The following is a 24,555-nucleotide window of genomic DNA, read 5'->3' as shown; positions in this document are numbered from 1 at the left end:
CAAGTTTGAGAACCATCAATCTACATGGGGTCCGGCGCCTTGCATGTCGGACGCCGCCGAAGGACGCACGCTTCGTGCCACCGGAGAAGGCCTGCGGGTTGTCTTCGCACCGGCGCCTTGGGCACACTTGCGAAGTGACCACATCCACCACCCTTTCCATTGCCGTGGCGCCGGACGTCACCGTGTCCGCCATCGCGGTAACGCCGGCCTCGTCCGACGCCGCCGCGGCCTGCTATGTGCTGACGCACGGCGCCGGCGCGGGCATGACGCATCCGTTCATGCAGGCCGCGGCCGAGGGCCTGGCGCAGCGGCGCGTCGCCACGCTGCGCTACCAATTCCCGTACATGGAGCAGGGCAGGAAGCGCACCGACGCGCCCGCGCTGGCGCATGCCACGGTGCGTGCGGCGGTGGCCTGCGCCGCGTCCCGCTTCGGCGGGCTGCGCATGTTCGCCGGCGGCAAGTCGTTCGGCGGACGCATGACATCGCAGGCCCAGGCGCTCGCCCCCCTGCCCGGCGTCGAGGGGCTGGTTTTCCTCGGCTTCCCGCTGCACCCCTCCGGTGCGCCCGACGCCGCGGCCGCGCGCGCGGCACACCTGCAGGAGATCGACGTGCCGATGCTTTTCGCGCACGGCCCGCGCGACAAGCTGGCCGAGCCCGCGCCGTTCGATGCCACCGTCGGCGCGCTGGGGCCGCTGGCCACGGTGCTGGAGATCGATGGGGCCGACCATTCCTTCCACGTGCTGAAGCGCGGCACCGGCCGCACCGACGAGCAGGCGCTCGACGAACTGCTCGACGGCGTGGCGGTGTGGATGCAGGCCTGGAACATCGGCTGATACGCGAGTGCCGTGCCGCGAACACTCGCGTGGCCCGCCGGCAGGGTCGTCCTTCGCCTACGCCCGGTCGCCCGATGGGACGACGCGGCGGCGCCGCCAAACTTTCAACCATGGGTCTTCGATCATCCACCGCGCTGCAGGCAATGCCTGAAGCACCGCATCCACCGGATGCGACGGCTGGAAGTTCCAACCCCGTCCTGTCATGCAGACAGGCAATGAAAGGACCCGACATGGCTTACAACGATACGACCGCCGACACCCTCAACACCGGCCCCGTGCTCTCCAACGGCGACGTGGTGGACGTCCTGAACGACCTGCTCGAGAACTCCCGCGACGGCGAGTACGGCTTCCGTGCCTGTGCCGACGAAGTGAAGAGCCCTGAGGCCAAGCAGCTGTTCGCCAGCCGCGCCGAGCAGTGCAAGAAGGCCGAGGCCGAACTCGTCGCGCTGATCAGCGCGTATGGCGGCACGCCGGCCGATGGTGGCACCGCGAGCGGCGCATTGCACCGCGGCTGGGTGCACGTGAAGGGCTCGCTGGGCGCCAACAGCGAACTGTCGATCCTCGAGTCGTGCGAGCGCGGCGAAGACACCGCTGTGGCGCGCTATCGCAAGGCGCTGAAGCAGCAGCTGCCCGCTGATGTGCGCGCTGTGGTGATGGCGCAGGCCGATGGCGCGCAGCGCAACCATGACCAGATCCGCGACCTGCGCAATGCCGCGCGTGCGCGCGACTGACCGCATGCGTGATGACCGCGTGATCGCCTGAGCTGCCGGAGCGCCGACGCGCTCCGTGCGGCCGGCAGTTGCAGTCAGGAAAAGGCCGGGACCTCCCGGCCTTTTTCATGTGCGAATTCGCCGGGATAGCGCATGTTCTGCAGTTCCTCGAAGCCTTTCTGCGTCACGGCGAGCACCTGCACCACGCGAAGGCCGGGCATCTTCGCGAGGTCGGCGGCAGAGGGCGTGATCGCGAGTACGAGGCCCGCAGCTCGCAGCTTCAGCACCGCATCGACGTCCTTCGGTGACGACATGACCGAAGGCAGCCGCGAGGCGGCGATCTGCTTGAGCATTTCGGTGGTGCTGATGGACATGGTGGCTTCCTTCTTGTTCGTTGTCGGGTCGGTGAGCGTGTGCGTTGCCCGGGGCATCGGGCGAACCGAAACATAGCGGTGCCCGTGCGTGCGCCGGGTAGGACCGCATCCAACCGCAAGCAGGCAAAACGCACCTTCTGATGGACTTCGGCCGAACGGCGTATCAATGCACGGGAATTCCCGGATGCCCAGCGGACGGTGCGGATGGGATAGTTAGTTCGCCCTTCAAACTAACTAATTTCTTACACGGCCTGTCACGGCAGGGCGCACCAACCGGAGAGACATCGATGCAACTCAAACACACCCTGGCCGCGATGGCCTTCGGTCTGACTGCCGTGGGCGCCATGGCGCAGACCGTGGTCGGCGTGAGCTGGTCCAACTTCCAGGAAGAGCGCTGGAAGACCGACGAGGCCGCGATCAAGGCCGAGCTCGAGAAGCTCGGCGCCAAGTACATCAGTGCCGATGCGGGCGGCTCGCCCGAGAAGCAGCTCGGCGACATCGAGGGCTTGATGTCCAAGGGCGCGAAGGCGCTCATCGTGCTTGCGATGGACAAGGACGCGATCCTGCCCGCCGTCACGAAGGCCACGCGCCAGAAGGTGCCGGTGGTGGCGTACGACCGGCTCATCGAAGCGCCCGGCGTCTTCTACATCACCTTCGACAACGTCGAGGTCGGCCGCATGGAAGCGCGCGAGGTGCTGAAGGTCAAGCCGAAGGGCAACTACGTGATCATCAAGGGCTCGCCTAGCGACCCCAACGCCGACTTCCTGCGCGCAGGCCAGCAGGAGGTGCTGGACGCGTCCATCAAGAAGGGCGACATCAAGATCGTCGGCGACGAGTACACCGAGGGCTGGAAGCCCGAAGTCGCCCAGAAGAACATGGAGCAGATCCTCACCAAGAACGGCAACAAGGTCGACGCGGTGGTGGCTGCCAACGACGGCACCGCCGGCGGCGCGGTGGCCGCGCTCACGGCCAAGGGCCTGCGCGGCATCCCGGTGTCGGGCCAGGACGCCGACTTCGCGGCGCTCAACCGCATCGCGCTGGGCACGCAGACCGCGACCATCTTCAAGGACTCGCGCGAGCTGGGCCGCGAGGCCGCCATCGCCGCCGTGGTCATGTCGCAGGGCAAGCCGGTCGACAAGGCTGCGCAGTGGAATTCGGGCCCGAAGAAGGTCGCGCTGCAGTCGCGCCTGCTCACGCCCGTGCCCGTCACGCGCGACAACCTCGACGTGGTCGTCAAGGCCGGCTGGATCAAGAAGGAAGAGCTCTGCAAGGGCGTGTCGGGTGCGAGCGCGCCCGCGGCCTGCAAGTAGGACGAATGCCGCGCCGCCCGGCGCGGCCCTGTGTTTCCCTCGACGCAACACGGCCTTCGGCCAGCCCGCGCGGGCTCGGCCGCAGGGCGCTTGCGCACCTGCAGTACAAGGGGTTTGAAGAATGAGCGATCCGACACCGGGCTGGTGGCGCCGCACGGGCATCGACCTGCGGCTGATCCTGATGTGCGTGCTGCTGGTCATCATGGCGGTGGTGTTCAGCGTCATGTCGGGCGGCGTGTTCCTGTCGCCCGAGAATCTCTACAACGTCGCGCAGCAGACGGCGGTGGTGGGCATCGTTTCGACGGTGATGGTGCTGATCATCGTGGCGCGCCACATCGACCTGTCGGTCGGCTCGGTGATGGGCTTCGTGGGCGTGCTCATTGCCTACCTGCAGTACACCTCGGGCTGGTCGTGGCCCACGGCCTGCCTCGCGGGCCTCGCGGTGGCGCTGCTGGTGTCCATCTACCAGGGCTGGCTCACCGCGATGCTGGGCGTGCCGTCGTTCGTGGTCACGCTGGGGGGCCTCATGTCGTTCCGCGGCGCGGCCTTCCTGGTGGCCGACGGCAAGACGCAGCCGGTGAACGACGAGTTCTTCCAGCGCCTGGGCGGCGGCTACGACGGCGGCATCGGTGTCACCGCGAGCTGGGTGATCGCGGGGCTGGTGGCGGTGGTGCTGTTCGCGCGCATGTTCCAGAAGCGCGCGGCGCGCGCGCGCCACGAGATGCCCAACGAACCGCTGTGGCTGGAGCTGCTGCTCACGGCCGTGCCGGCGGCGGTGGTGATCGGCTTCGCGGCCGTCATGAACCACTACAAGATCGACTCGAAGGACGCGCCGCAGGGTATCCCCATTCCTGTGCTGATCTGGGCCGTGGTGGCCATGGCGCTGTCGTTCATCGTGCACCGCACGCGCTTCGGCCGCTACATCTTCGCGATGGGCGGCAATCCCGATGCGGCGGCGCTGGTGGGCATTCCGGTCAAGCGCGTCACGCTGATGCTTTTCGCGCTGCTGGCGGTGCTGGTGACCATCGCGGCCATCGTGTCGATCGCCCGGCTCAACGCGGGCACCAACTCGCTGGGCACGGGCATGGAGCTGTACGTGATCGCGGCGGCCGTCATCGGCGGCACTGCGCTGGCCGGCGGCAGCGGCTCGATCTTCGGTTCGGTGCTGGGCGCGCTCATCATGCAGTCGCTGGACAGCGGCATGCTGCTGCTCGACGTGCCGATCGGCAAGCGCATGGTCATCATCGGCCAGGTGCTGATCGTGGCCGTGGTGTTCGACGTGCTGTACCGCCGCAAGTTCGGAGACAACTGAAGTGAAGCCTACTCCCAGCCTGCGCGCACTTCGCGTCGCTTCGCCAACCCCCTTCCAGGGGGCGACACCGGCGGCCCGGCAAAGCCGGTTCCGCGGTGTCTGCCGACCGGGCCTCGGCAGTTTCATGCGCCATGGGATGCGCGTGGCGCGGTGGAGCAACCGACATGGATAAGAACATCGACATGTCCAAGCCCCTCGTCGAACTGAAGGACATCCGCAAGGCTTTCGGCGGCGTCAAGGCCGTCGACGGCGTGAGCGTGAACCTCTACCCCGGCGAAGTCGTCGCGCTGCTGGGCCACAACGGCGCGGGCAAGTCCACGCTCATGAAGATGCTCGCAGGCGCCTATCCCATCGACTCGGGCGACACGCTCATCGCCGGAGAGAAGGTCAACATCCGCACGCCCGCCGAAGCGCAGGCGCAGGGCATCGAGACCATCTACCAGACGCTGGCGCTGGCCGACAACCTCGACTCGGTGGCCAACCTGTTCCTGGGCCGCGAGAAGATGACCGCCTGGAACACGCTCGACGACCACTTCATGGAAGTGCAGGCGCGCAAGGTGTTCCAGCGCCTGAACAAGAACTTCACCAACATCCGCATTCCGGTGCGGCGCCTGTCGGGCGGGCAACGCCAGGTGGTGGCGATTTCGCGTGCGCTGTACTTCAACGCGCGCATCCTCATCATGGACGAGCCCTGCGCCGCGCTCGGCCCCGAGGAAACCGCCATGGTCGGCCGTCTCGTGAAGCAGCTGAAGGACGACGGCGTCGGCATCTTCCTGATCACCCACGACATGCCCGACGTGTTCTCGCTGAGCGATCGCCTCGCCGTGATGAAGAACGGCAAGCTCGTGGGCACCTACCGCACCGCCGACGTGACCGAGGACGAAGTCCTCGGCATGATCATCGCGGGCAAGCGGCCCGAGGGCAGGGAACAGGCGCACAGGTGATGGCAGCCCCGCGGTTCCTTCGAGGAACACCGCGGAACCGGCGCCGCCGGGCCGCCGGTGTCGCCACCTGCAAGCGGGTAGGCGCAGCGACACGCAGTGCGCGAAGCCTGGGGGCGAGCCAAGAATCACCGGGCCGCAGGTGTCGCCCCCGGCGAGGGGGAAGGCGCAGCGACACGAAGTGCGCGCAGCCTGGGGGTGTGCCAGGGACACCGCGGAACCGGCTTTGCCGGGCCGCCGGTGTCGCCCCCGGTGAGGGGGGAGGAGAAGCGACACGAAGTGCGCGAAGCCTGGGGGAGTACCGATGACCGGTGACCAGCAGCTGCTCAAGCGCATGAACCGCAGCGTGCTGCTGCGGCTGCTTCGCGCGCAGCCCGGCCTGTCGCGCGCGCGGCTCGCCATCCAGAGCGGCCTCACCAAATCGACGGTGAGCCTGCTGGTGCGCGAGCTGATCGACGAAGGCTGGCTCAGCGAGGGCGGCACCGCGCCGGCCGACGGGCTCGGGCGGCCGTCGACGCCGCTGCAGATCGACGTCGGCGTGCGTGCCCTCATGGGCGTGGAGATCGCGGTGGAGACGGTGCGCCTGGCCTGCGTGTCGCTGCAGGGCGAGGTGCTGTACTCGAACACCCATGCGCTGGGCAATGGCTCGCCGGCCGGCGTTTGCGCGCAGGTGGCGCGCATGGCCGCGGCCGCGAACGCGCAGCTGGAGAAGCGCGGCCTGAACCTGTCGAGCATCGGCGTGTGCGTGCCCGGCGCGGTGGACGACTGCACCGGCGTCGTGCGCTTCGCACCCAACCTCGGTTGGCGCAACGTGAGCCTGCTGCCCGCGCTCGAGGAGGCCTTTGCCGCCGTCGGCCTGCCGGGTGTCACGGTGCAGCTGCAGAACGATGCCGACGCGGCGGCGCTCGGCGAATACGAATTCGCCGCGGGCGAGGGCCGCGACGGCGAAGACCCGCTGGTGTTCGTCAACTGCGACGTGGGCGTGGGCGCGGGCGTGGTGCTCAACGACCGGCTCTTCACCGGCGCGCAGGGCATGGCCGGCGAGATCGGCCACACCATCCTCCAGCTCGACGGGCCGCTGTGCTCGTGCGGCCGGCGCGGCTGCGCGGAGGCCTTCTTCGGCTCGCGCGTGCTCGAGCGCGAAGGCGCCGACAGGCAGCGTGCGGCCGCGTTCTTCGGCGTGCTGCTGCAGAACCTGTGGGTCACCTTCAACCCGCGTGCGATCGTGCTCGGCGGCAAGGCCTGCGCGGAGCACGGCGGCTTTGCGCAGGCCGCATTCGAAAGCGTCAGGCGCCATGCCGATGGCGCGGGCATGCCGGCGCCCGACCTGCGGACCGCGCGCTACGGCGAACTGGCGGCGGCCGTAGGCGCGGCCGCGCTGGCACTGCACGAATACCTGCGCCCGCTGCAGCCCGATGCGAAGGCGCGCCGCGCGCGGGCGCTGGCGCGCGCCCTCGCCTGACGCGCCGGCTTCAGACGCCTTCGCCTTCGCCGCGGTCGTCGCACCTGCTTTCGTCCGGCACGGCCTCGGCCTCGCGCCAGCCGCGCAGCCGCCGGTACAGCGTGCCACGCGACACGCGCAACTGCCGCGCCGCCTGCGAGACGTTGCCGTCGTGCGCCGCGAGCGTCTCCTCGATCAGCTTGCGGCTGTGCTCGCGCAGCGTCTCGGCATGGGGCTCGCGTTCGCCGTCGGCTTCGCGTGCAACGGGGGCCGGCGTCTGCGCGCCGCGATCGATCGCGATCGGCTCCGCCTCGGCCGGCATCGTCACCGCGTGCCGGAAGTCCGCGCCGTCCGGGCTCTTCAGGTGCGCCTGCACCCACACGCCCAGGCCGCTCGCCAGGCGCAGCGGCTGCGCGGCGTCGCGGCGCCCGAGCCGCAGCAGGCTGGCCAGGTCGTGGCCGAGCAGGCATTCGACGTCGCGCTCGTTCGCCGCCTCGGGCAGCCGTCCGAGCAGGCGGGCGCCAGCGTTGTTGAGCCATGCGATGGTGCCGTCGGGCGCGATGCCCGCGAGCGCCTCCAGCGGCGTGCCCAGCAGCGTGGGGCTGGCCTGGAAGCGCAGGATCAGGTGGTCGCGCGACTGCGCCTGCAGCAGGCGGTTCTCGATGGTGGTGGCGTAGAGCGCCACCATCGATGCCGCGTCGAAGCCGAAGCGCCGCGCCTCCACCGTGAGGTCGAGCACGCCTGCAAGCTCGCCGCTCACGCCGCGGATCGGCGCCGCGGCGCATTGCATGTGGCACAGCACGTCGAAGTAGTGCTCGGCACCGTCCACCGTGCAGGCCTGGCCGGTGGTCGCCACGATGCCCGGCGCGGTGGTGCCCACCACGCGCTCGGAGATGTTCACGCCCACGCGCGCTGTCTTGCACAGCACCGGCTGGTGCGTGCTGGCGGGCTGCTGGGTGACGTGCACCACCACGCCTTCGCGGTCGGTGAGGATCACGCGGCAGTCTGTGCCCGCGAGCGCGTGCTCCATCTGCACCAGCTCGCGCCGCGCCACCTCGAGCAGCTCGCGGTTGCGCGCCAGCGTAGCATGCAGCCGGCTCGGCGTGACGGGGTCGAAGGGCACGATGCGCTGGCGGTCGGCATGGGCGCGGTTGCAGCGCATCCACGACTGGATCACCGCCTCGCCGATGAGGCCCGAGGGGCGCACGCCTTCTTCGAAGAACTGCTGCCGCGCGAGCGCCACGCGCTGCGCGGGCGTGCTGGCGAAGAGCTGGCGCGGCGCACCGGGCGTGCCGAGCCTGCCGGTTCGGTCGAGGGCCATGGGTTCGTTGCCTCCCTGCATGGGGTGGGGGTCGGGGCCAGCGCTGAATGTGTTCCGCAATGGAACAGCACCGGACTGGGGAAATCCCGAAGATGAACGCGCAGCCCGTGCGAACGATCCTTGGCGGCACAAAGGAGACCTGCGATGACGACAACACACTCCGGGCTGCGGACGCTCGCCGGCACATGGCTGTGCCTGGGCGCATTGACGGGCGCCGCGGCGCAGACCACGCCGCAGGAGCGGGCGGCCGCTGCGGTGAAGCGGATCGACGGCGGCTTCATCCGCGCCAACGCGGCGCAGAAGACGCCCGACTGGCCCAGCGTCGGCCTCGACTATGCGGAGTCCCGCTTCAGCAAGCTCGACCAGGTGAACGCCGGCAACGTGAAGCAGCTGGGGCTGGTGTGGTCGTACAACCTCGAGTCGACACGCGGCGTGGAAGCCACGCCGCTGGTGGTGGACGGCATCATGTACGTCACGGCCTCCTGGAGCGTGGTGCACGCGATCGACACGCGCACCGGGCAGAAGCTGTGGACCTTCGATCCGCAGGTCGACAAGTCCAAGGGCTTCAGGGGCTGCTGCGATGTGGTGAACCGCGGCGTGGCGCTGTACGAAGGCAAGGTCTACGTGGCGGCCTACGACGGCCGCCTGATCGCGCTGGACGCGGCCACCGGCCAGAAGGTGTGGGAGAAGGACACCATCGCCGGCCAGAAGGGCAGCTACACCATCACCGGCGCGCCGCGCGTCTTCAAGGGCAAGGTCATCATCGGCAACGGCGGCGCGGAGTACGGCGTGCGCGGCTTCGTGACCGCCTACGACGCCAGGACCGGCGACCAGAAGTGGCGCTGGTTCGTGGTGCCGGGCGACCCGGCCAAGCCCTTCGAGGACGCCTCGATGGCCAAGGCAGCGAAGACCTGGGACCCCGGCGGCAAGTACTGGGAGGCCGGCGGGGGCGGCACCGCGTGGGACAGCTTCGCCTTCGACCCCGAGCTCAACCTGATGTACGTGGGCACCGGCAACGGCTCGCCGTGGTCGCACAAGGCGCGCAGCCCCAAGGGCGGCGACAACCTCTACCTGGGCTCGGTGGTGGCGCTCGACCCCGACACCGGCAAGTACAAGTGGCACTACCAGGAGACGCCCGGCGACAACTGGGACTACACCTCCACGCAGTCGATGATCCTCGCCGACATGAAGGTCGACGGCAAGGCGCGCAAGGTGCTGCTGCATGCGCCGAAGAACGGCTTCTTCTTCGTCATCGACCGCACCAACGGCAAGTTCATCTCGGCGAAGAACTTCACCGAGGTGAACTGGGCCACGGGCTACGACAGGAACGGCCGGCCCATCGAGATCGCTGCGGCGCGCGACACCACCAAGCCCGGCGACGCCATTCCGGGCCCGTTCGGCGCGCACAACTGGCACCCGATGTCGTTCAACCCGCAGACCGGCCTGGCCTACCTGCCGTCGCAGCACGTGCCGATCAACCTGATGGACGACAAGGACTGGAAGTTCAACGAGGACGTGCCGGGCCGCCCGCACGCGGGCCTGGGCTGGAATCTCGGCAAGTTCGCCAACGCCGAGCCGCCGAAGAGCAAGCCCTTCGGCCGCCTGGTGGCCTGGGACCCGGTGGCGCAGAAGGAGGCCTGGGGCGTGGACTACGTGTCGCCCTGGAACGGCGGCACGCTCACCACCGCCGGCAACCTGGTGTTCCAGGGCACGGCCGACGGCCGCCTGCTGGCCTACAACGCCAAGACCGGCGAGAAGCTCTGGGAGACGCCCACCGGCACCGGCGTGGTGGCGGCACCTTCGACCTACATGGTGGACGGCAAGCAGTATGTGTCGGTGGCCGTGGGCTGGGGCGGCGTGTACGGGCTGGCGCAGCGCGCCACCGAAAAGCAGGGGCCGGGCACGGTCTACACCTTCGCGGTGGGCGGCACGGCCAAGATGCCGGACTTCGTGGAGTACCGCATGGCCAAGCTGGTGCAGGGCGTGAAGTACGACCCCGCCAAGGTCCAGGCCGGCACCATGCTGTACGTGAGCAACTGCGTGTTCTGCCACGGCGTGCCGGGCGTGGACCGCGGCGGCAACATCCCGAACCTTGGCTACCTCGATGCGGCCTACATCGAGAACCTCGACAAGTTCATATTGAAGGGCCCGGCCATGGCGCGCGGCATGCCCGACTTCACGGGCAAGCTGTCGGGCGACGACATTGAGAGCATCAAGGCCTTCATCCAGGGCACGGCGGACGCGATCCGGCCGAAGTAGGCCGGGGCATTCGCTCCACGGCGACCTCTCTTACCGGCCGCCGTACCAGTACGGCGTGTTCGCGGCCCAGGTCGACTTCGGGTAGTTCGCGTGCAGGACCTGGAGGCCCTTGCGCGACCAGTCGCCCACCGTCTTGTCCGGGCAGGTGTAGCGCGCCATCTTCACGGCCAGCGACAGCGCCTGCGGCACCAGCGGGTCGGCCTTGTCGCGTTGCATCAGCGCCAGGCTTTCCTGCGTGAAGTAGACCGAGTCCTGAGGCACCGTGCGCAGCCTGGCGACCAGCGCGGCCTGCTGCGTGCGCTCGGCCTGCGGCAGGAAGGCGGGCATCTCGAACTCGGCGGGGCCGGCAGCCTCCGGCCCCGATGCGGGCACGCCGAGCGGGGTGCACCACTTGCCGTAGGTGCCGGGGACAGTGTTGCGCCGCGAAGCCAGGTCCAGCGCAGGCTGCAGCGGCGTGGGCCGGATGTCCCAGCCCGCGGCGGGCCAGTGCGGCGGCTGCAGCGTCTCGGTGGTGCTGGCCATGCGCTCCAGCAGCAGCCGCCGCCATGCGGCGGTGTCGGCCGTGGCCAGCGTCACGGAGCGCCGGATGCCCGCGATGGGGTCGGCGCCCTTGGCGGGCGCCGCCGGCGCAGAAGCCACGCGCAGCTGCGCGGCGCGCCGGGCGGTGGCGTAGTCACCGGCCAGCACGGCGCGCGTCCACGCGGTCTCCAGCAGCGTGTCGCGCAATGCGGGCGCCAGCGCGGGGTCGGCCGCCAGTCGCAGCCACATCGGCAGCGGTGCGCGCGTGTTCAGGAAGCGCACCACGTCGTCGTCGAAGGCACTGGCCAGCGGCGTCGCGCTCGGCCTGGCCTCCATCGCCTCGGGGTCGCTGCGCGCGACCACCGGGCGGATCGCCAGGCGGCGCCACTCTTCTTCCGAGGCTGCCGTGGGCAGCAGCAGCGCCTTCACGAGGTTCCGGCCCGAGAGGCTGTGCGCGATCAGCGGCGAATCGGCCGAGCCCGCGACCAGCTCGCGCGCCGCCTCGAAGCGGCCCTGCGCGAACATTCGCTGGGCGCGCAATTGCGTGGCGGCGAAGCGCGCGAGGTGGTCCTCGGGCACGGCGGCCAGCGCCGATTGAAGCTCGGCCTCGCGCTGGTCGCCGGCTGCCGCGTTCACCGGCACCAGGCTCGCGGCGGCCATGAGCCAGGCGAGGTCACGGGTGCGCTGGTAGCTGCTCCAGCTGAACTTTTCGCGCCATTTGTCCTGCGACGCGAGTCCGCCCGACGGGCCGTCGAAGCCGCGCACCGTGCTGAGCCACTGCACCAGGTCAGACTTCTGCCCGGGCCCGACATACGAGCAGCCGACGATGGCGCAAATGCGGAATTCGTGGTTCAGCAGCAGCAACCGGGCCGCTGCCGCGTCGGGGTCGCCTGGTGTCTTCAGGCCGTCCGAGAGCCTCTGCAGCCGCGTGCCGGGAGTCAGGTAGCGGATGCGCAGCGCCTCGGCCAGCCGGTGCACCGACGGATGCAGCGCCTGCAGGCGCGGGTTCTTCAGCAGCGGCAGCGCGATGGCGTCGACCTCCTTCGTGAGTGCGGCCTGCTGCTTCAGCGCCTCCGCGCTTTCCTTGCCGGGGCCGTCGCTGTCCGAGTACGCCGGCTCGCCGCCCGGGTTGTTCCGCGCCAGCACGCGCAGCCGCATGTAGGCCGCGAGGTCGCGCCACGCGCTGGCCTTGTCGGCGGCGATCGCGGCGAAGGCGCTGTCGGCGCCTTCGAGGTCGCCGGTATAGAAGCGCTGCGCGGCCAGTTGATAGGCATGGTCGGCCTTGAGCCACGCAGGCGCGTTGGCCGGAAGCGCCGGCGCCGCGGCCGAGGGTGTGGCGGCCTTCTCGCTGCAGCTGTCGAACACCGCGTCCTGCGCGTGCAGCCAGTGCAGCACGAACGGACCGGCGGCCTTGTCGCCCGCGACGCGTTCCATGCGCTGGCCGAGCGTGCCCGCGGCGTTGCGGAAGGCGTCGCCGTAGAAGCAGCTGGGACTCGCCTGCAGGCTGTCGGCGTTCCATTGCGGCGCCTGCTGCGAGGGCGGCACGGCCGGCGCCTGCGAAGCGGGCAGCGGATGGCCCAGCTTCGCGTAGGCCGCGCCGCGCGCTTCGCGCCACGCGGACCACGCGGTGTCGGTGTCGTCCATTCCGTTGTCCTCGCGCGGCAGCTTCGCGAGCAGATCGGAGAACGCACGCACCGCGTCGGGCGAAAACGCCTGCCCATGCAGGCGCCAGTACCAGAGCACCTGGTACGGCACGAGGTAGTCGGTGTAGTAGCCGGCGGGCCGTTCAAGGAACTCGCGCACCGGCTGGTCGGGTCGCGTGGTGGCGAAGAACAGGTCGACCGGGTCGTAGCCGCCGCTGGCATGGGCGGCGGCCGCGCCGAGCGATGCGGCGAGCGCGAGCAGCCGGAAGCCGGCACGCAGCGTGCGCACTGTGCGCGAGATCGGAAATGAAGTCATCGATTGGCGTCCCTGGTGTCGATCTTTTCGAAATCTTCCTTTTTCCAGGCGCCCGTGTGGAACACGTAGCGCCGCTTCACACCGGCCAGCGCGGGCGACGGCTCGCCCAGCAGCAGCCCCGCGGCATCGCGGCAGGCCGGCACCGGCGCGGCGCCTGTGGCCTGCAGGCGCCGGCGGATGGGCGCGGCGTCCGCACCCATGCGGAAGTACATCGGCACGATCTCGTCGAGCAGCCCGGCGGGCAGCCACGCATCGTCCATGCACCACGAGGCCAATGCAGTGGCCGAGAGCCGCAGGCCGCGCTCGCGCATCGGCTGCAGGCGCTGCAGCAGCGCGACGTACGCTTCGCGCTGGCTGCGGCGCGCCTCGAAGTCGAGCTGGACCCAGCCCGAGCGGCTGTGCGCCGCGGCGTGCGCCAGCGCAGCGGCGATGGCCTGCTGCTGGGCATCGTCGAGCGGCGAGGGCGCGAGGTTGTCGAGCGCGACATGCACCAGCGGCAACACCGTGACGCCGGGCGCGATGCGCAGCGGCCACTGGCGCCAGGTCGTGCGGCTCTGCGCGCCGCTCAGGCGCACCGTGGCGTGCAGGTAGGCAATGCCCGTTCCCTCGGGCAAGGACGAGAAGAGCTGCGGCCTGTCCCACATCCAGAGCAGGGTCTGCGTGTCCGGTTGCGCGGCCATGCCCGTGTGCGCGAACAGGGCCAGCAAGGCCGGTACGGGCAGGGTGCGACGTCGCATGGAAATGAGGGCTGCGGAAGGGGGCCGGGCAGGGCGCGAAGAAAAAGCCCGGCGAGCATAAACAAAAAAGCCGCCTGGCCCCGGGGGACTCAGGCGGCCTTGCGGCTGCTTCGGTGAAGTCAGGCGATCAGTCGGCGTACACGCCGGCGGCCTTGATGATCGGGCCCCACTTGGCGATCTCGGCCGAGACGAACTTCTTGTGTTCCGCCGGTTCGGTGCGGCTGTCGGTGGTGATCACCGCGCCCAGCGCTTCCTCGCGCTTGATGAAGCCCGGGTCCTTCATGGCGGCCTTGATGGCCTCGTTGAGTTTCTTCAGCACCGGCGCGGGCGTGCCCTTGGGTGCGTACACGCCGTGCCAGATCGTCACTTCGAAGCCCTTCAGGCCGGCCTCGTCGAGCGTGGGCAGGTCCTTCAGTGCGGGCGTGGTCAGGCGCTTGGCGGTGGTCACGGCATAGGCCTTGACCTTCTTGGCCTCGATCTGCGACGTGGTGTTGGTGGTCTGGTCGCACAGCAGGTCGATCTGGCCGCCCAGCAGGTCGGCGATGGCCGGGGCCGTTCCCTTGTAGGGCACGGGCGTCATCTCGACCTTCAGCGCGCTCTGGAACAGCAGGCCGCACAGGTGCGATGCGGCGCCAAGGCCGGCGTTGCCCAGGTTGATCTTGCCCTTGTTGGCAGCGATCCAGGTCGTCAGTTCCTTGTAGTTGTTGGCTGGCAGGCCGGGCTTGCCGATCAGCGTCATCGGCACTTCGTTGACCATGCCCAGGTACTCGAAGTCGTTCTCGACATTGAAGGGCAGCTTGCGATACAGCGCCGGCATCGTCGACATGCCGATGTGGTTCAGCAGCAGCGTGTAGCCATCGGGGTTGGCGCGCGCCACCTTGGCGGTGCCGATGGAACTGCCCGCGCCCGCGGTGTTGTCCACCACGATCGTGGTGCCGAGCGTCTTCTGCATGGCTTCGGCGAGGTCCCGCGCCACACGGTCGGTCGGGCCGCCGGCCGCGAACGGCACTACGAGCGTGACGGTCTTGCCCGCCGGAAAGTCCTGGGCGTGGGCACCGATGGCTGCGGTGGCAATCGCCGCAAGGGCGAACAGTTTCTTCATGTCGTCTCCGAGAGAGGGTAAAAACGCCGCGATCTTATAGGCTGACCACGGCCTGACCTATACCGAATAGCCCTTATCCAGATACCGGGAACCGCGTCGTTCCCGGGCATGATGCGGGCCTGCAGAAAGCGCTCCGGAGGGGGCGGAACAACCACAAACCATGCGGTCTTCGAAGACCGCGACGAGGAGGAAAAAAATGGATCCATGGGTCTACCCGCGCGAGCGCTGGCTCGGCAACATCACGCTCTGGCTCGGCCTGCTGGTCTGGCTGCTGCTCATCGTCGGCACGCTGGGCATCGCGCTGGTCTACGTGCTGCTGGGCTTCATCGGCTACGTGTTCGCGCAGTCGGCCGTCATTGCCTGGATCAAGGGCACCGGCGTGAAGCTGTCGCCCACCCAGCTGCCCGAGCTGCATGCGCGCTTCAAGGCCTGCTGCGGCTTCCTCGGCATCGAGAACCCGCCCGAGGCCTATCTGCTGCACGGCGACGGCATGTTCAACGCCTTCGCCACGCGCTTCTTCGGGCGCAACTTCGTGGTGCTGCTGTCGGACGTGGTCGATGCCATGGAAAGCCAGCCCGACGGCGTGAACTTCTACATCGGCCACGAGCTCGGCCACATCCGACGCGGCCACCTCACGGGCCACATCTGGCGCGCGCCCGTGCTGTGGCTGCCGCTCCTGGGCGCGGCCTATGCGCGCGCCAAGGAATACACCTGCGACCTGCACGGCGAGGCCTGCTGCGAGGAGCCCGACTCCGCGCCGCGCGCCCTGGTGGCGCTGGCCGCCGGCGCGCAGCAGTGGCGCAACGTCGACCTGCAGGCCTACGCCGCGCAGTCGGCCGGCAACAGCGGCTTCTGGGCCTCGTTCCATGAACTGATCGCAGGCTATCCGTGGCTCACCAAGCGCGTGGCGCGTGTGCTCGACCCGAACGCGCAGCTGCCGAGCCGCAATCCGCTGGCCTATGTGCTCGCCATCTTCGTGCCCTACACCGGGCGCGCGGGCGGCGGCGCCATCGGCGCGATGATCACCGTGGCGGTCATCGGTGTCCTGGCCGCCGTGGCCATTCCGGCCTACCAGGAGTACACCGGCCGTGCCGTGGTCGCGCAGACCTGGGCCGAAGGCGCATCGGCGCGCTCGGCGCTCGGCGACTACTACACCGAGAAGGAAGAGATCCCCGAGTCGCTCGAAGCCGCGCGCGTGCCCGACACGCTGCCCGGCGGCGCCGTCCTCACGCTCGACCCGCAGAGCATGGTCGTCGAGGCCAGCCTGCCCAAGGGCGTGAAGGGCACCCTGCGCATGGAGCCCTCGGCCGGAGACAACGGCATTACCTGGAACTGCGTGGCCGGCGACGACCTCGCGGACAAGCTGCTGCCCAGGAGCTGCCGCAAGTAGCGCGCGAGCTTTCGCGCGAATCAATTTGTCTGCCGCGCGACGTTCGATGAACGTCGTCGGCAAGTCGTAAGGGAAGTTTGCCGCCCGTCGACTTGTCCGACAGGCGGACCCGACGCCGGACGATGCGGCGGGCCGAGAGGCGTCTTCTAGGGTGAAGCATCACTTTGATTGAACAACCCCAGAGGAGTGCTCCCCATGCCCATCACTGTTTCTTCGCTCGACGGAATGAAGGTCGCCATCCTGGTCTCGGACGGTTTCGAACAGGTCGAGTTGACCGAGCCGCGCAAGGCGCTCGACCTGGCTGGCGCGCAAACGCAGATCGTCTCGCCAGTGCAAGGCCAGGTCCGAGGCTGGAATCACCACGACCCTGCCGACAGCTTCTCGGTCGACGTGCCTCTCGAGCGCGCGTGCGCCGACGACTTCGACGCATTGCTGCTGCCCGGTGGCGTGGTAAACCCCGATGCCTTGCGCATCGATGAGGCCGCGGTTGCCTTCGTGCGCGGATTCCTGGAGTCGGGCAAGCCCATTGCCGCCATCTGCCACGGCCCTTGGACGCTCATCGACGCAGGCGGTGTGAAGGGCCGCAAGATGACCTCGTGGCCCTCGCTGCGCGCCGATCTCGAGAACGCCGGCGCCAAGTGGAGCGACAAGGAAGTGGTGGTCGACCTGGGCCTGGTGACCAGCCGCAAGCCCGACGACCTGCCGGCCTTCAACCGCGAGATGACGAAGCTGTTCGAGATCGCGCACGAGGCCGAGCTGCACTGAAGGTGAAGCGCTGGACGAAGCTGCTCAATCCGGGCGCTTCATGGCCTCCGCCAGCGCTTCTTCAGTGCCCCAGTGCGTCAGGAACGCCACCTCGTCCTGCTTGCTCATCCTGCCCTGGGCGCGATAGACGAGCGCGGTCATCACGGCACCGGTCTGCACTGGCCGATCCTCGGGCTCGCCCATGCCCGAGTCGCTTTCCCACTCAGGAGGAAACCGCGGCCAGGTGCAGGTGACCTGAGACATCATGTGGAAGGTCGTCTCCATCATGCCGGGACGTTGCTCCAGCCCGTACTGCCATGCGCTCGGCATCCCGCAATAGGTGAAGTAGCGCTCCGGCAGGAACCGCGGGATCTGCCGGAAATCGTCGGGCGGGTTCTGCGGCACCGCATCGATCGTCGGGCCTTCTTCCATGTACAGCCGGATGTATTCCCACATCGGTGCTGCCTGCAGTTCGCCCAGATAGAGGCTGGGTCCCGCGAAGATGGCGTCTTCACTGAGCCAGTCGCCTGGGTCGGTCGGCGGCTGATACAGCACCAGCGAGCCGATGATTTTCGACGCCATGGGATGGTCGTCCGGCACGCGCCGCATGAGCGCGACGAGGTTGTCCCACTCGAAGATCTTGTTGCCACCGCAGTACGCCGGACGCAGGACATAAACCTTGCGCGTGATCCTGTTGAAACGCACACGGCCACGTGCGAAGGTGAAGAAGCTGGTGCGCATGCCCATGCCATAGAACCAGCCGTAAAGAAGAAACAGGCTCCCCACGGCCAAGGGGAAAAGCAGGAGCCAACCAAACCAGATGGCTTCGATTGGGACGTTCTCCCCGACCATGAAGAAAATGATGATTCGCCCGAACAGAACCGGGTGTACCGCAAACCCATACCAACACCAGATCACGAACAGCGCAGGAAGAACTACAAAGACATTGCCGATGCCAGCACGCCACTGCATGTCCCAGCCGGGATTGCAAAGTTCCAGATAGGTATTGTTTTGTGCGTACGCGCTTCGAGGTGGGAGGTAAAAGCCTGGGACCCCGCATGGTTCATCGATTCGATACTGAGGTTGGGCATCGAGATTCAATTCGCGATGCGCCTTGGTTGCGGAGCTTCGTCGTGCACGTGAGTAGCCATCCTCTGCATTGAACATTGAAATGTCGCTTTCAGGCCGCTGCGGCGTGAGCATTGGAAAGCTGCTGCAGGGTTTGCTGCAGGTTGCGGTGAATCGGCGGATTACCCTTCTGCGATTTGTTCAAGGGATTGTCTCGAAGCCAGCTTGCCCACTCTTCCTCTTTGACCCAAATGATCGCAACGACCGCTGCCAAAGTGATTACTGCCCCTGCGAAGCCCAAAGCGGCTGCAATCAATGCCCACGTCGCAGTGGATATGCCGAACAACGCACCAGTGGCCATCATGAGCGTCGAAGTAATGGTGAAGGCTGTACCGGTGACGCTTGCCCATTGAGCTCGGGCCAGCGCCCAATTTCCGCGCGCATCGGATTGAAGTGCATCCATCCCGTCCCAAAAAGCTGACACCATTGCTGCGGGGAGTAAAAATTTGAACGCAGTTAACCGCAACTTTTTAAGTTGAAGGGTTTGAAGCGTCTCCGCCGCCCTGACTTCCTCTGCGGTGGCCGTGAGCAAGTCGAACGCTTTTATGCCCTTGAAAACGGTCTCTTCATAAGCCTTGGCACGCCAATCAAGAAGAGAGCCGACAGCCTGCAAGAGGTTGCCCGCCATTTCGCTCGCCATGCGAGCGTTACCCTTGATCATCAACTGCTGCCTCTTGATTACCGCTTGTCCCAAATCGAGCAGAAAAGCAAGGCCCGCTGCTCGTGCGGCAGGAGCTCGGGTGGCGAAGTCCGCCATATGAGACGCATTGACAAGCTTACGTCTGGCTTGCAGCAGTGCGTCCTGATCGCTTTGAGGCAATTTCATTCGCAGGCCATGCTCTTGCGCTGTCTTGCCTAGATTGATCAGGCCACTGAGTGCGGCATACCGCACAATCACTGACTCCATTCGAGTCACAGGCAAGCCGTTCATCGATTGAATCATCTTCACGCTCAGCAGGCTCACTATGTGCGACGGCCACGCCAATTTCCGCAAGGCCGCGCTATCGCTGAGCGTTTTCATATTTGAAAGAAACGCCTGAGCGTCACTGGCCAACGATACGTTGCTGGCCATTCGTACGAAGATGGAGGCCACAGCCTGATTCACCTTGGCCTCTCGCCACGCATTGGCAAATCCAAGCGTCTTGTCGCCCGTGTTTGCCCATGCGCTTGAGACTTTGAGGTCATCGGACACCCCATCCAGCGCCGGATTGGTGGATTCAGGCGTCGGTTGCTCGACTGATTCGGGGCGTGCAGCAATAACCTTTTTCCACGTCTGCTTCAAGGTCACGCTGTTGAAGCACAGCGCGCGTGCAAGAAGCCCATTGCCAGTCAGATCCTGCCTGCGAAGCCAGGCTTGGCCAGCGCTGTTGCTTTCGGTGCCTGCCATGCATTGCGCCAACTGCGCCGTGAGTGCACCACCACCGCCCGCTTGGCCGACGCGTTTGTCCTGGCGACTGAACCGAGCGATAGCTTTGTCGATGGTTGCGGCGGTGAGCCACGCCATCTGGTCACCGCAGAGGTTGCTCTTTGCGGTCTCTGTCTCCGTGTAGTGGATGTAGTGCGCAGCAAGGGTACGAGTGGCGACTTCCTGATCGAAGAGTTGGTCGTAGGCGGATGTGATCCGATACATCGCCTGCGCCGTTGCCCGCGTCCGATGGCCGGCTCTCGCGGCGGCCCTCCTCGCTTTCTCTACGGCCGCGGCACGCGGATCGTGCGGCAGTGGCGCCTGAATGCGAGCAGCTTCCTCGAATCCCTTGTTGACACGATCGACGGCGCCCTTCTTGACGAGCTCCATCAGGCTCATGGCACCGGTCGCGGTCTGGAATGCCCACTCGTTGGTCACGCCCGGCGAGCAACCCTGTGCCTGCGATTTCTGCCACTGTGTGTACGGCCTCTGGGCTTCGACCTGCAGATGCCCCAGTTCCTGCGCAATGCCCAGGGGATCGTCGCATGCCACCACTGCGCCGCCTTTCTGCTGGAGGTATTGGCCGATCTTCTTCAGCCTTGCACCATGCGCGCTCTGGTAGGTATGACCTTTTCGCGCATGGTGCACGGTCATGGTCGTATTGAGCGGTTCTCCAGTGATGGCGAACTGGGGAAACTGCTGCTCTTCTTCGTAGTCGCCCCATCCACGCTCTATCGCATTGCTTCCCATCAGACCGTACAGCTGTGGCTCGATGGCGTTGCGCACGGCTTCGCTGGTCATCGCGCTGAACTCGACGACCTGCCCGTTGAGCTGCCCAGGCTGCGTGGTGTCTGCCTGCGCAAGGTTGCCGTTGGCCCAACCTGCCACGTCGAAGCATTGCATGTACGTGGCAAGGCTCGGCTCGATCTTCTGGGTCAGGTGCTCGTAGTCGATCGGATCGGGATGAAACATGTACCAGAGCTTCTTCACGCGCCCGGCGTCCCGGATCCAGACCATGCTCGCGTTGGCACCGCGAACCTCCACCTCGCATGCGGGTTGCGCCCGCGCCTGCTCAGGCAGGTTCACGGGAAACTCCGTGAGGTAGCCGTGCGGATGCACTGCATAGGCACTCCATGCATCACCGGCTGTTGCGTCGCCGCGATCGACGTGGATGTAGAGATAGCCCGCCCGCAACATGCGAAGGTTGTAGCAGGCGGTCTTGAGCGCAACGCCTCCGGGGCGTGCCTGCAGATTCCCCGTGGGACCGAGCGGCCTGATTGCATTCATGCTTTCGGCCTGTGCGCTGTAGGCGACCGCATAGCGCGTGAAAAGAATCGGCAAGCCCGTGCGGTCGCAGTTCTTGCAAGGGGAGGTGCATGGCATCGTTGGCTTGTCTTCCTGTATTCAGGTTCGGCGGTTCAGGGTGGCGGAGAAAAGGCCGATGAAACTGGTGCCGGGTTGCTGTCGAAGCGTCGCGAGCACCTGCTTCAGAACGCGCTCGCCGCGAGGTGATTGCCAACGCAACTCGCGAGAGCCGTCGGCCAGGGGTGTGGTCTGCCAGGTGCAGATCACGTACTCCTCGAGGTCGCTGCCGTCGAGGCCGTGCTGCCGGCCGTCCGTGAGCAGGCGAAGCATGGTGTCGCCGTCGGGTTGGTCCTGCACGGGCACGCGCTGCCTCGCAAGGCGTGCCCACGTGCGATGGCCGTAAGGCGTTGCATGCGCGGCGTCCCACTGCGAGCGGTCGAGAAGTGCGCATGTCTTCCCGATGTGTGCACCGTCGAAGTTCGCCGTATCGCGTTGCGGCGCCGTGGCGCGAAACCATCGCGGCGGCGGGTCGGCTCGCCGGATCTCCCCGTCGGAGGTGTATTGCGCAGGATCCCAAGGACCCCAGGGTTGCGAGAGTGACCACCATTGTTCGACGGGGCCGAGCCACAGGGTCCGTTGCGAAGGATGGAGCAAGGGCCAGACGCGCTGCATGACTCGCGGATCCTGGTAACGGAACAGGCGAGCCGGCATGGCATCGGGAGGCCTTTGATGTCCGAGATCGCTCCAATGCCGCGCGATCGAGGCGGCATCCGCATGGCCGAGCACGACTGCGCAAAGCGGCTGGCGTGCCTGCCGTTGCAAGGCGTGTCGCCATGCCTGTGCCAACAGTTCGGCAAGAAATTGACGGCTGCCCGGATTCAGCAGGGCGCGTGGGACGGGAACCAGGCAGGGCGCCTCGTCTTCACGGTGCACGAAATGCTCATCGGGCACGGCAAGTCGCTCTGCCGAAAGCGCTGGATGTTGATCCTCCAGCATGGAAGCGACGGCGTTGTCTGCCCATGAGTCAAGCAACAGGCGGGCGTGCATCGTCCTTGCTGCGGCGAGTTGCGCATGCAGTTCGTCGCAGAGCGACTCAAACAGCGGGAGATGGACGCCAGTGCTCACGAGTTTCCTGCATCAGCGTGAAATGGAGCCGGCACCTTCACTGGCTGCGGAGCTCGATTGGCTGGAGCACATGGCTTGATTGACGGGCGTCAGCGGCATGCTCGTCGGGCCGGCCTTCACATGGCTCATCGCATGCTCGACCCACGCTCCTGTCGTGCCATGCAGGATGCCTGCGTTGCTCCACTCGGTGAAGCTGCCCCCGCCATTGACCACCACCTTCACCGGTGCGCTGATGCAGATCTCGGCGGTGGTGCTGGTGATCCGCACGGCCTTCCTTGCCGCCAGATCGATCCTGTCCTTGTGCGCCTCGACCTGCACCTTGCCGTTGCCGGCAATCCATTTCATGCCGCTCTTGAGCGCGAACAACCGGATGCCATCCTTGGCGCTGACCAGCAAACGCCTGGCAGCGCTGAAGCTCGTGTGGCCTTCGCTGGAGATCGCGACGTGGTCTCCGGCTTGCAGATGCAGACTGCCAGGGGTGGTGGCGGCGATGCCGGCCGCACTGGCAAGCACGAGGTGCGGTTCTTCCAGCTCGGGGAAATGGCCCTGGGAGGCATTGCCACCGCTGCCCTTGATGGCACCGGCCTGTGCCTTGAGCGCGGTGGCGACAAGGGCCTGATCCCGTCCGCTGTCCTGCAGCTTCGCCGTTGCCGCCGCTTCGGCCAGTGCGTCGTGCTGCTCGCATGCGGCTTCCAATCGGTGGGTCGTCTCACCCATGTCCTTGGCGTGCCGAGCAGCACCGGCGCGGGCTTCGGTGGTGATGAGCAGTCCGTCCTGCGCGCGCAGCACGCCATGGCCGTCGGTGCGCAGCTCGAAGCCCTCGCCGCGCGGGTCCTTGCGCCCGGCGTTGTCTTCCACCCGCGTGATGAACCCCAGGCTCAGGCTTGAGCTCTGGTGGTCGCTCTTGAGCTGCGCCTGGATCCGGCCCTCGGTGTCGTCCATCAGCAGGTGGTTGGAGCGGCCCGCCGCACCGTTGCCGCCTCCGGGCGTCAGCTCCCTGGACCGGAAGCCGCTCAGCGCACTCTGGCCGGGCAGCGCCCACGGCGGCATGTTGACCTGGTTGTGCACGCGCCCCGTGCAGATCGGCAGGTCCGCATCGCCACCGATGAAGCTGACGACGACCTCCTGGCCGATGCGCGGCAGGTGGATGCCGCCCAGCTGGTTGCCAGCCCAGGGTGAGCTCACGCGCAGCCAGCAACTGCTGTGCGCATCGCTGCCGCCGATGCGGTCCCAGGGAAACTGCACCTTGATGCGCCCGAGCGCGTCGGTCCAGAGGTTCTGTCCTTCGGGGCCGACGACCCGCGCGACCTGCGGGCCGTCGCAACGAGGCTTGCGCTGCGTCAAGGCGGGGCGAAGCGGCTCGGTGACCGGATGCGCGGTGAAGTCGACCTCGACCCGCCATTGCTGCTTTCTGCCGGAGGCTTCGCGAGGCTGGCTGCTCTCGCCGATGTCTTCGATGAGGAAGCGGGTGGACAGGATCAGGTAGCCGGCATCGGCGGCTTCCCTCGGATGCTTGTGCAATGTAAAGGTGCGCCCGGGCACCATGCCCCGGAGGTTGCCGCTGGCCTCGGCCCTGGCACCGTGGGTTCGAAGAGCCTGCATGCGCAGCAGGGCCAGCAGGTTGCCTTCGCTGCGAGGGTCATGGGTGCCTGCATTGCCCGCGTCGGGCTGGGCGTAGTGGCTGCCACCCGTGCTGGCATGCCATTCGTAAACCTCGGCATCGGCATGGCCCGTGGGGCGGGGATCCTTGCGGCTCGCACCCAGGTCGGCCCGCGGCCGGGTGTAGTCGTAGTCCCGTGTCGCATACCGCCCGCTCGCGAGATGGCTCGCGGGCACGAAGCTGTGGATGTACTCCGCATCGAGCTTCCAGCCCGGGGCGTGGTACTCGACCTCCCTGTAAGCCGCACTGTCTGCCTGCCCGTAGGCCCCCATCGCGTCGCACAGCACCAGGCGGTGCCTGCCGTGCGAATGCTCGAAGTGGTAGCTGATGCCCCACTCCTGGCACAGCCGGCTGAAGAAGGCGAAGTCGCTCTCGTTGAACTGGGTCTGGTAGTCGCGTGCGGGGTAGGTCTCTACCAGGCGCTTGTCCACCGGGAATGCGTAGTCCGCGAGCAGCGCGTCGAGGATCTGCACGACCGTCCGGTCCTGGAAGATCCTGCAGTCGGTGCGCAGCGTGGCCAGGTGCAGCCAGGGCCGCAGCGTGAGCTTGTACTGGACGTGGCGGCCTTCCTCGCCCCAGAGGGCCGCATCGGTGATGAGCGCGTTGATCTGGCGCACGCCGCAGGCGCCGTCGTCCAGGGCGATCTCGCAGCAGGCCTCGCGGCCGACGAACGCATCGAGATCGAAGTTCGCAGCCATCGACGCATCGAGGTTCGATGCATCGGGCGTCTTGAGCAGCAGCTCGTATTCGAAGAGGGCGTTCAGTGCCTCATGGCCCGACAGTCGCACGGGCTCCAGGGCAGGACGGCCCTGGAGCTGAGGGATCGCGGAGGAGCTGACCGAGAGAGTGCGCGGCATCGACGACTTCCATGGCAAGGAACGTGGTCGAGGCAGTCTGCGCGGGCGTCACGGAGGGCTCTGCAAACAATGGTCACGGTGCAAGCATCCGGTGGCCGACCGTGATGTATTCGGCATCACACG

18 protein-coding genes are annotated in these 24,555 nt (G+C 67.3%); 9 read left to right on the top strand and 9 right to left on the bottom strand.

Translation table 11 applies throughout. The features are described from left to right. Positions 1-134: 134 nt before the first annotated feature. On the top strand, positions 135-833 hold the full coding sequence (locus AACL56_RS00895) for an alpha/beta family hydrolase (protein ID WP_339087969.1): 699 nt from the start codon (positions 135-137) through the stop codon (positions 831-833). A 230-nt stretch (positions 834-1,063) separates the two neighbouring features. Next, positions 1,064-1,564 carry a ferritin-like domain-containing protein gene (locus AACL56_RS00890; RefSeq protein ID WP_339087968.1) on the top strand — a complete coding sequence of 167 codons (501 nt, stop codon included), beginning with the start codon at positions 1,064-1,066 and terminating at the stop codon, positions 1,562-1,564. Positions 1,565-1,638: 74 nt separating this feature from the next. Here AACL56_RS00890 and AACL56_RS00885 read toward each other — a convergent pair whose 3' ends face one another. Beyond that, positions 1,639-1,917: a hypothetical protein gene (locus AACL56_RS00885; protein WP_339087967.1), complete on the bottom strand. Its 279-nt coding sequence runs from the start codon at positions 1,915-1,917 to the stop codon at positions 1,639-1,641. A 287-nt stretch (positions 1,918-2,204) separates the two neighbouring features. Between AACL56_RS00885 and xylF the strand changes: the two genes are divergently transcribed. From xylF to AACL56_RS00865, 4 genes are all read left to right on the top strand, one after another. Continuing rightward, a complete protein-coding gene (gene xylF, locus AACL56_RS00880) occupies positions 2,205-3,227 on the top strand; it encodes a D-xylose ABC transporter substrate-binding protein (protein WP_339087966.1) in 1,023 nt (340 codons plus the stop codon). 121 nt (positions 3,228-3,348) lie between these two features. Continuing rightward, on the top strand, positions 3,349-4,539 hold the full coding sequence (locus AACL56_RS00875) for a sugar ABC transporter permease (RefSeq protein ID WP_339087965.1): 1,191 nt from the start codon (positions 3,349-3,351) through the stop codon (positions 4,537-4,539). Between the two features lie 164 nt (positions 4,540-4,703). After that, complete coding sequence (locus AACL56_RS00870; RefSeq protein ID WP_339087964.1) at positions 4,704-5,483, top strand: ATP-binding cassette domain-containing protein; 780 nt, start codon at positions 4,704-4,706, stop codon at positions 5,481-5,483. A 301-nt stretch (positions 5,484-5,784) separates the two neighbouring features. Further along, a complete protein-coding gene (locus AACL56_RS00865) occupies positions 5,785-6,942 on the top strand; it encodes an ROK family transcriptional regulator (protein WP_339087963.1) in 1,158 nt (385 codons plus the stop codon). A 10-nt stretch (positions 6,943-6,952) separates the two neighbouring features. Here the strand turns inward: AACL56_RS00865 and AACL56_RS00860 are convergent, their stop codons facing one another. After that, on the bottom strand, positions 6,953-8,242 hold the full coding sequence (locus AACL56_RS00860) for a helix-turn-helix domain-containing protein (protein ID WP_339087962.1): 1,290 nt from the start codon (positions 8,240-8,242) through the stop codon (positions 6,953-6,955). 144 nt (positions 8,243-8,386) lie between these two features. Here AACL56_RS00860 and AACL56_RS00855 point away from each other — a divergent pair, with 144 nt between their 5' ends. Continuing rightward, complete coding sequence (locus tag AACL56_RS00855; protein ID WP_339087961.1) at positions 8,387-10,501, top strand: PQQ-dependent dehydrogenase, methanol/ethanol family; 2,115 nt, start codon at positions 8,387-8,389, stop codon at positions 10,499-10,501. Positions 10,502-10,531: 30 nt separating this feature from the next. Here the strand turns inward: AACL56_RS00855 and AACL56_RS00850 are convergent, their stop codons facing one another. From AACL56_RS00850 to AACL56_RS00840, 3 genes are all read right to left on the bottom strand, one after another. Beyond that, positions 10,532-12,979, bottom strand: coding sequence for a hypothetical protein (locus AACL56_RS00850; protein WP_339087960.1), 2,448 nt, complete (start codon positions 12,977-12,979; stop codon positions 10,532-10,534). Then, complete coding sequence (locus AACL56_RS00845; protein WP_339087959.1) at positions 12,976-13,716, bottom strand: hypothetical protein; 741 nt, start codon at positions 13,714-13,716, stop codon at positions 12,976-12,978. The genes AACL56_RS00850 and AACL56_RS00845 overlap by 4 nt, the downstream gene beginning before the upstream one ends. Before the next feature lie 127 nt (positions 13,717-13,843). Next, a complete protein-coding gene (locus AACL56_RS00840) occupies positions 13,844-14,818 on the bottom strand; it encodes a tripartite tricarboxylate transporter substrate-binding protein (protein ID WP_339087958.1) in 975 nt (324 codons plus the stop codon). Between the two features lie 196 nt (positions 14,819-15,014). Here AACL56_RS00840 and AACL56_RS00835 point away from each other — a divergent pair, with 196 nt between their 5' ends. Beyond that, complete coding sequence (locus AACL56_RS00835; protein ID WP_339087957.1) at positions 15,015-16,208, top strand: M48 family metalloprotease; 1,194 nt, start codon at positions 15,015-15,017, stop codon at positions 16,206-16,208. Positions 16,209-16,403: 195 nt separating this feature from the next. Continuing rightward, on the top strand, positions 16,404-16,973 hold the full coding sequence (locus AACL56_RS00830; RefSeq protein WP_339087956.1) for a type 1 glutamine amidotransferase domain-containing protein: 570 nt from the start codon (positions 16,404-16,406) through the stop codon (positions 16,971-16,973). A gap of 24 nt (positions 16,974-16,997) precedes the next feature. On the opposite strand, the gene AACL56_RS00825 is transcribed toward AACL56_RS00830, so the two are convergent. Genes AACL56_RS00825 through AACL56_RS00810 form a run of 4 tightly spaced genes read right to left on the bottom strand, consistent with a single transcriptional unit; the run spans position 16,998 to position 24,432 of the window. Further along, positions 16,998-18,155, bottom strand: a complete 1,158-nt coding sequence (locus AACL56_RS00825; protein WP_339087955.1) for a DUF6708 domain-containing protein — start codon at positions 18,153-18,155, stop codon at positions 16,998-17,000. Beyond that, positions 18,133-20,868: a T6SS effector BTH_I2691 family protein gene (locus AACL56_RS00820; RefSeq protein WP_339087954.1), complete on the bottom strand. Its 2,736-nt coding sequence runs from the start codon at positions 20,866-20,868 to the stop codon at positions 18,133-18,135. Before AACL56_RS00820 ends, AACL56_RS00825 begins: the two co-directional genes overlap by 23 nt. Positions 20,869-20,889: 21 nt before the next feature. Continuing rightward, positions 20,890-21,915: a DUF4123 domain-containing protein gene (locus tag AACL56_RS00815; protein ID WP_339087953.1), complete on the bottom strand. Its 1,026-nt coding sequence runs from the start codon at positions 21,913-21,915 to the stop codon at positions 20,890-20,892. A gap of 12 nt (positions 21,916-21,927) precedes the next feature. Next, positions 21,928-24,432 (bottom strand): type VI secretion system Vgr family protein, encoded by a 2,505-nt coding sequence (locus AACL56_RS00810; RefSeq protein ID WP_339087952.1) that lies wholly within the window; start codon positions 24,430-24,432, stop codon positions 21,928-21,930. Between the last annotated feature and the right edge of the window lie 123 nt (positions 24,433-24,555).

This window comes from Variovorax paradoxus (assembly GCF_902712855.1).
Taxonomy (GTDB): Bacteria; Pseudomonadota; Gammaproteobacteria; order Burkholderiales; family Burkholderiaceae_C; genus Variovorax; species Variovorax paradoxus_Q.
Note: the sequence above shows the minus strand (reverse complement) of the source record. Positions and strands in the feature narration are given on the sequence as shown.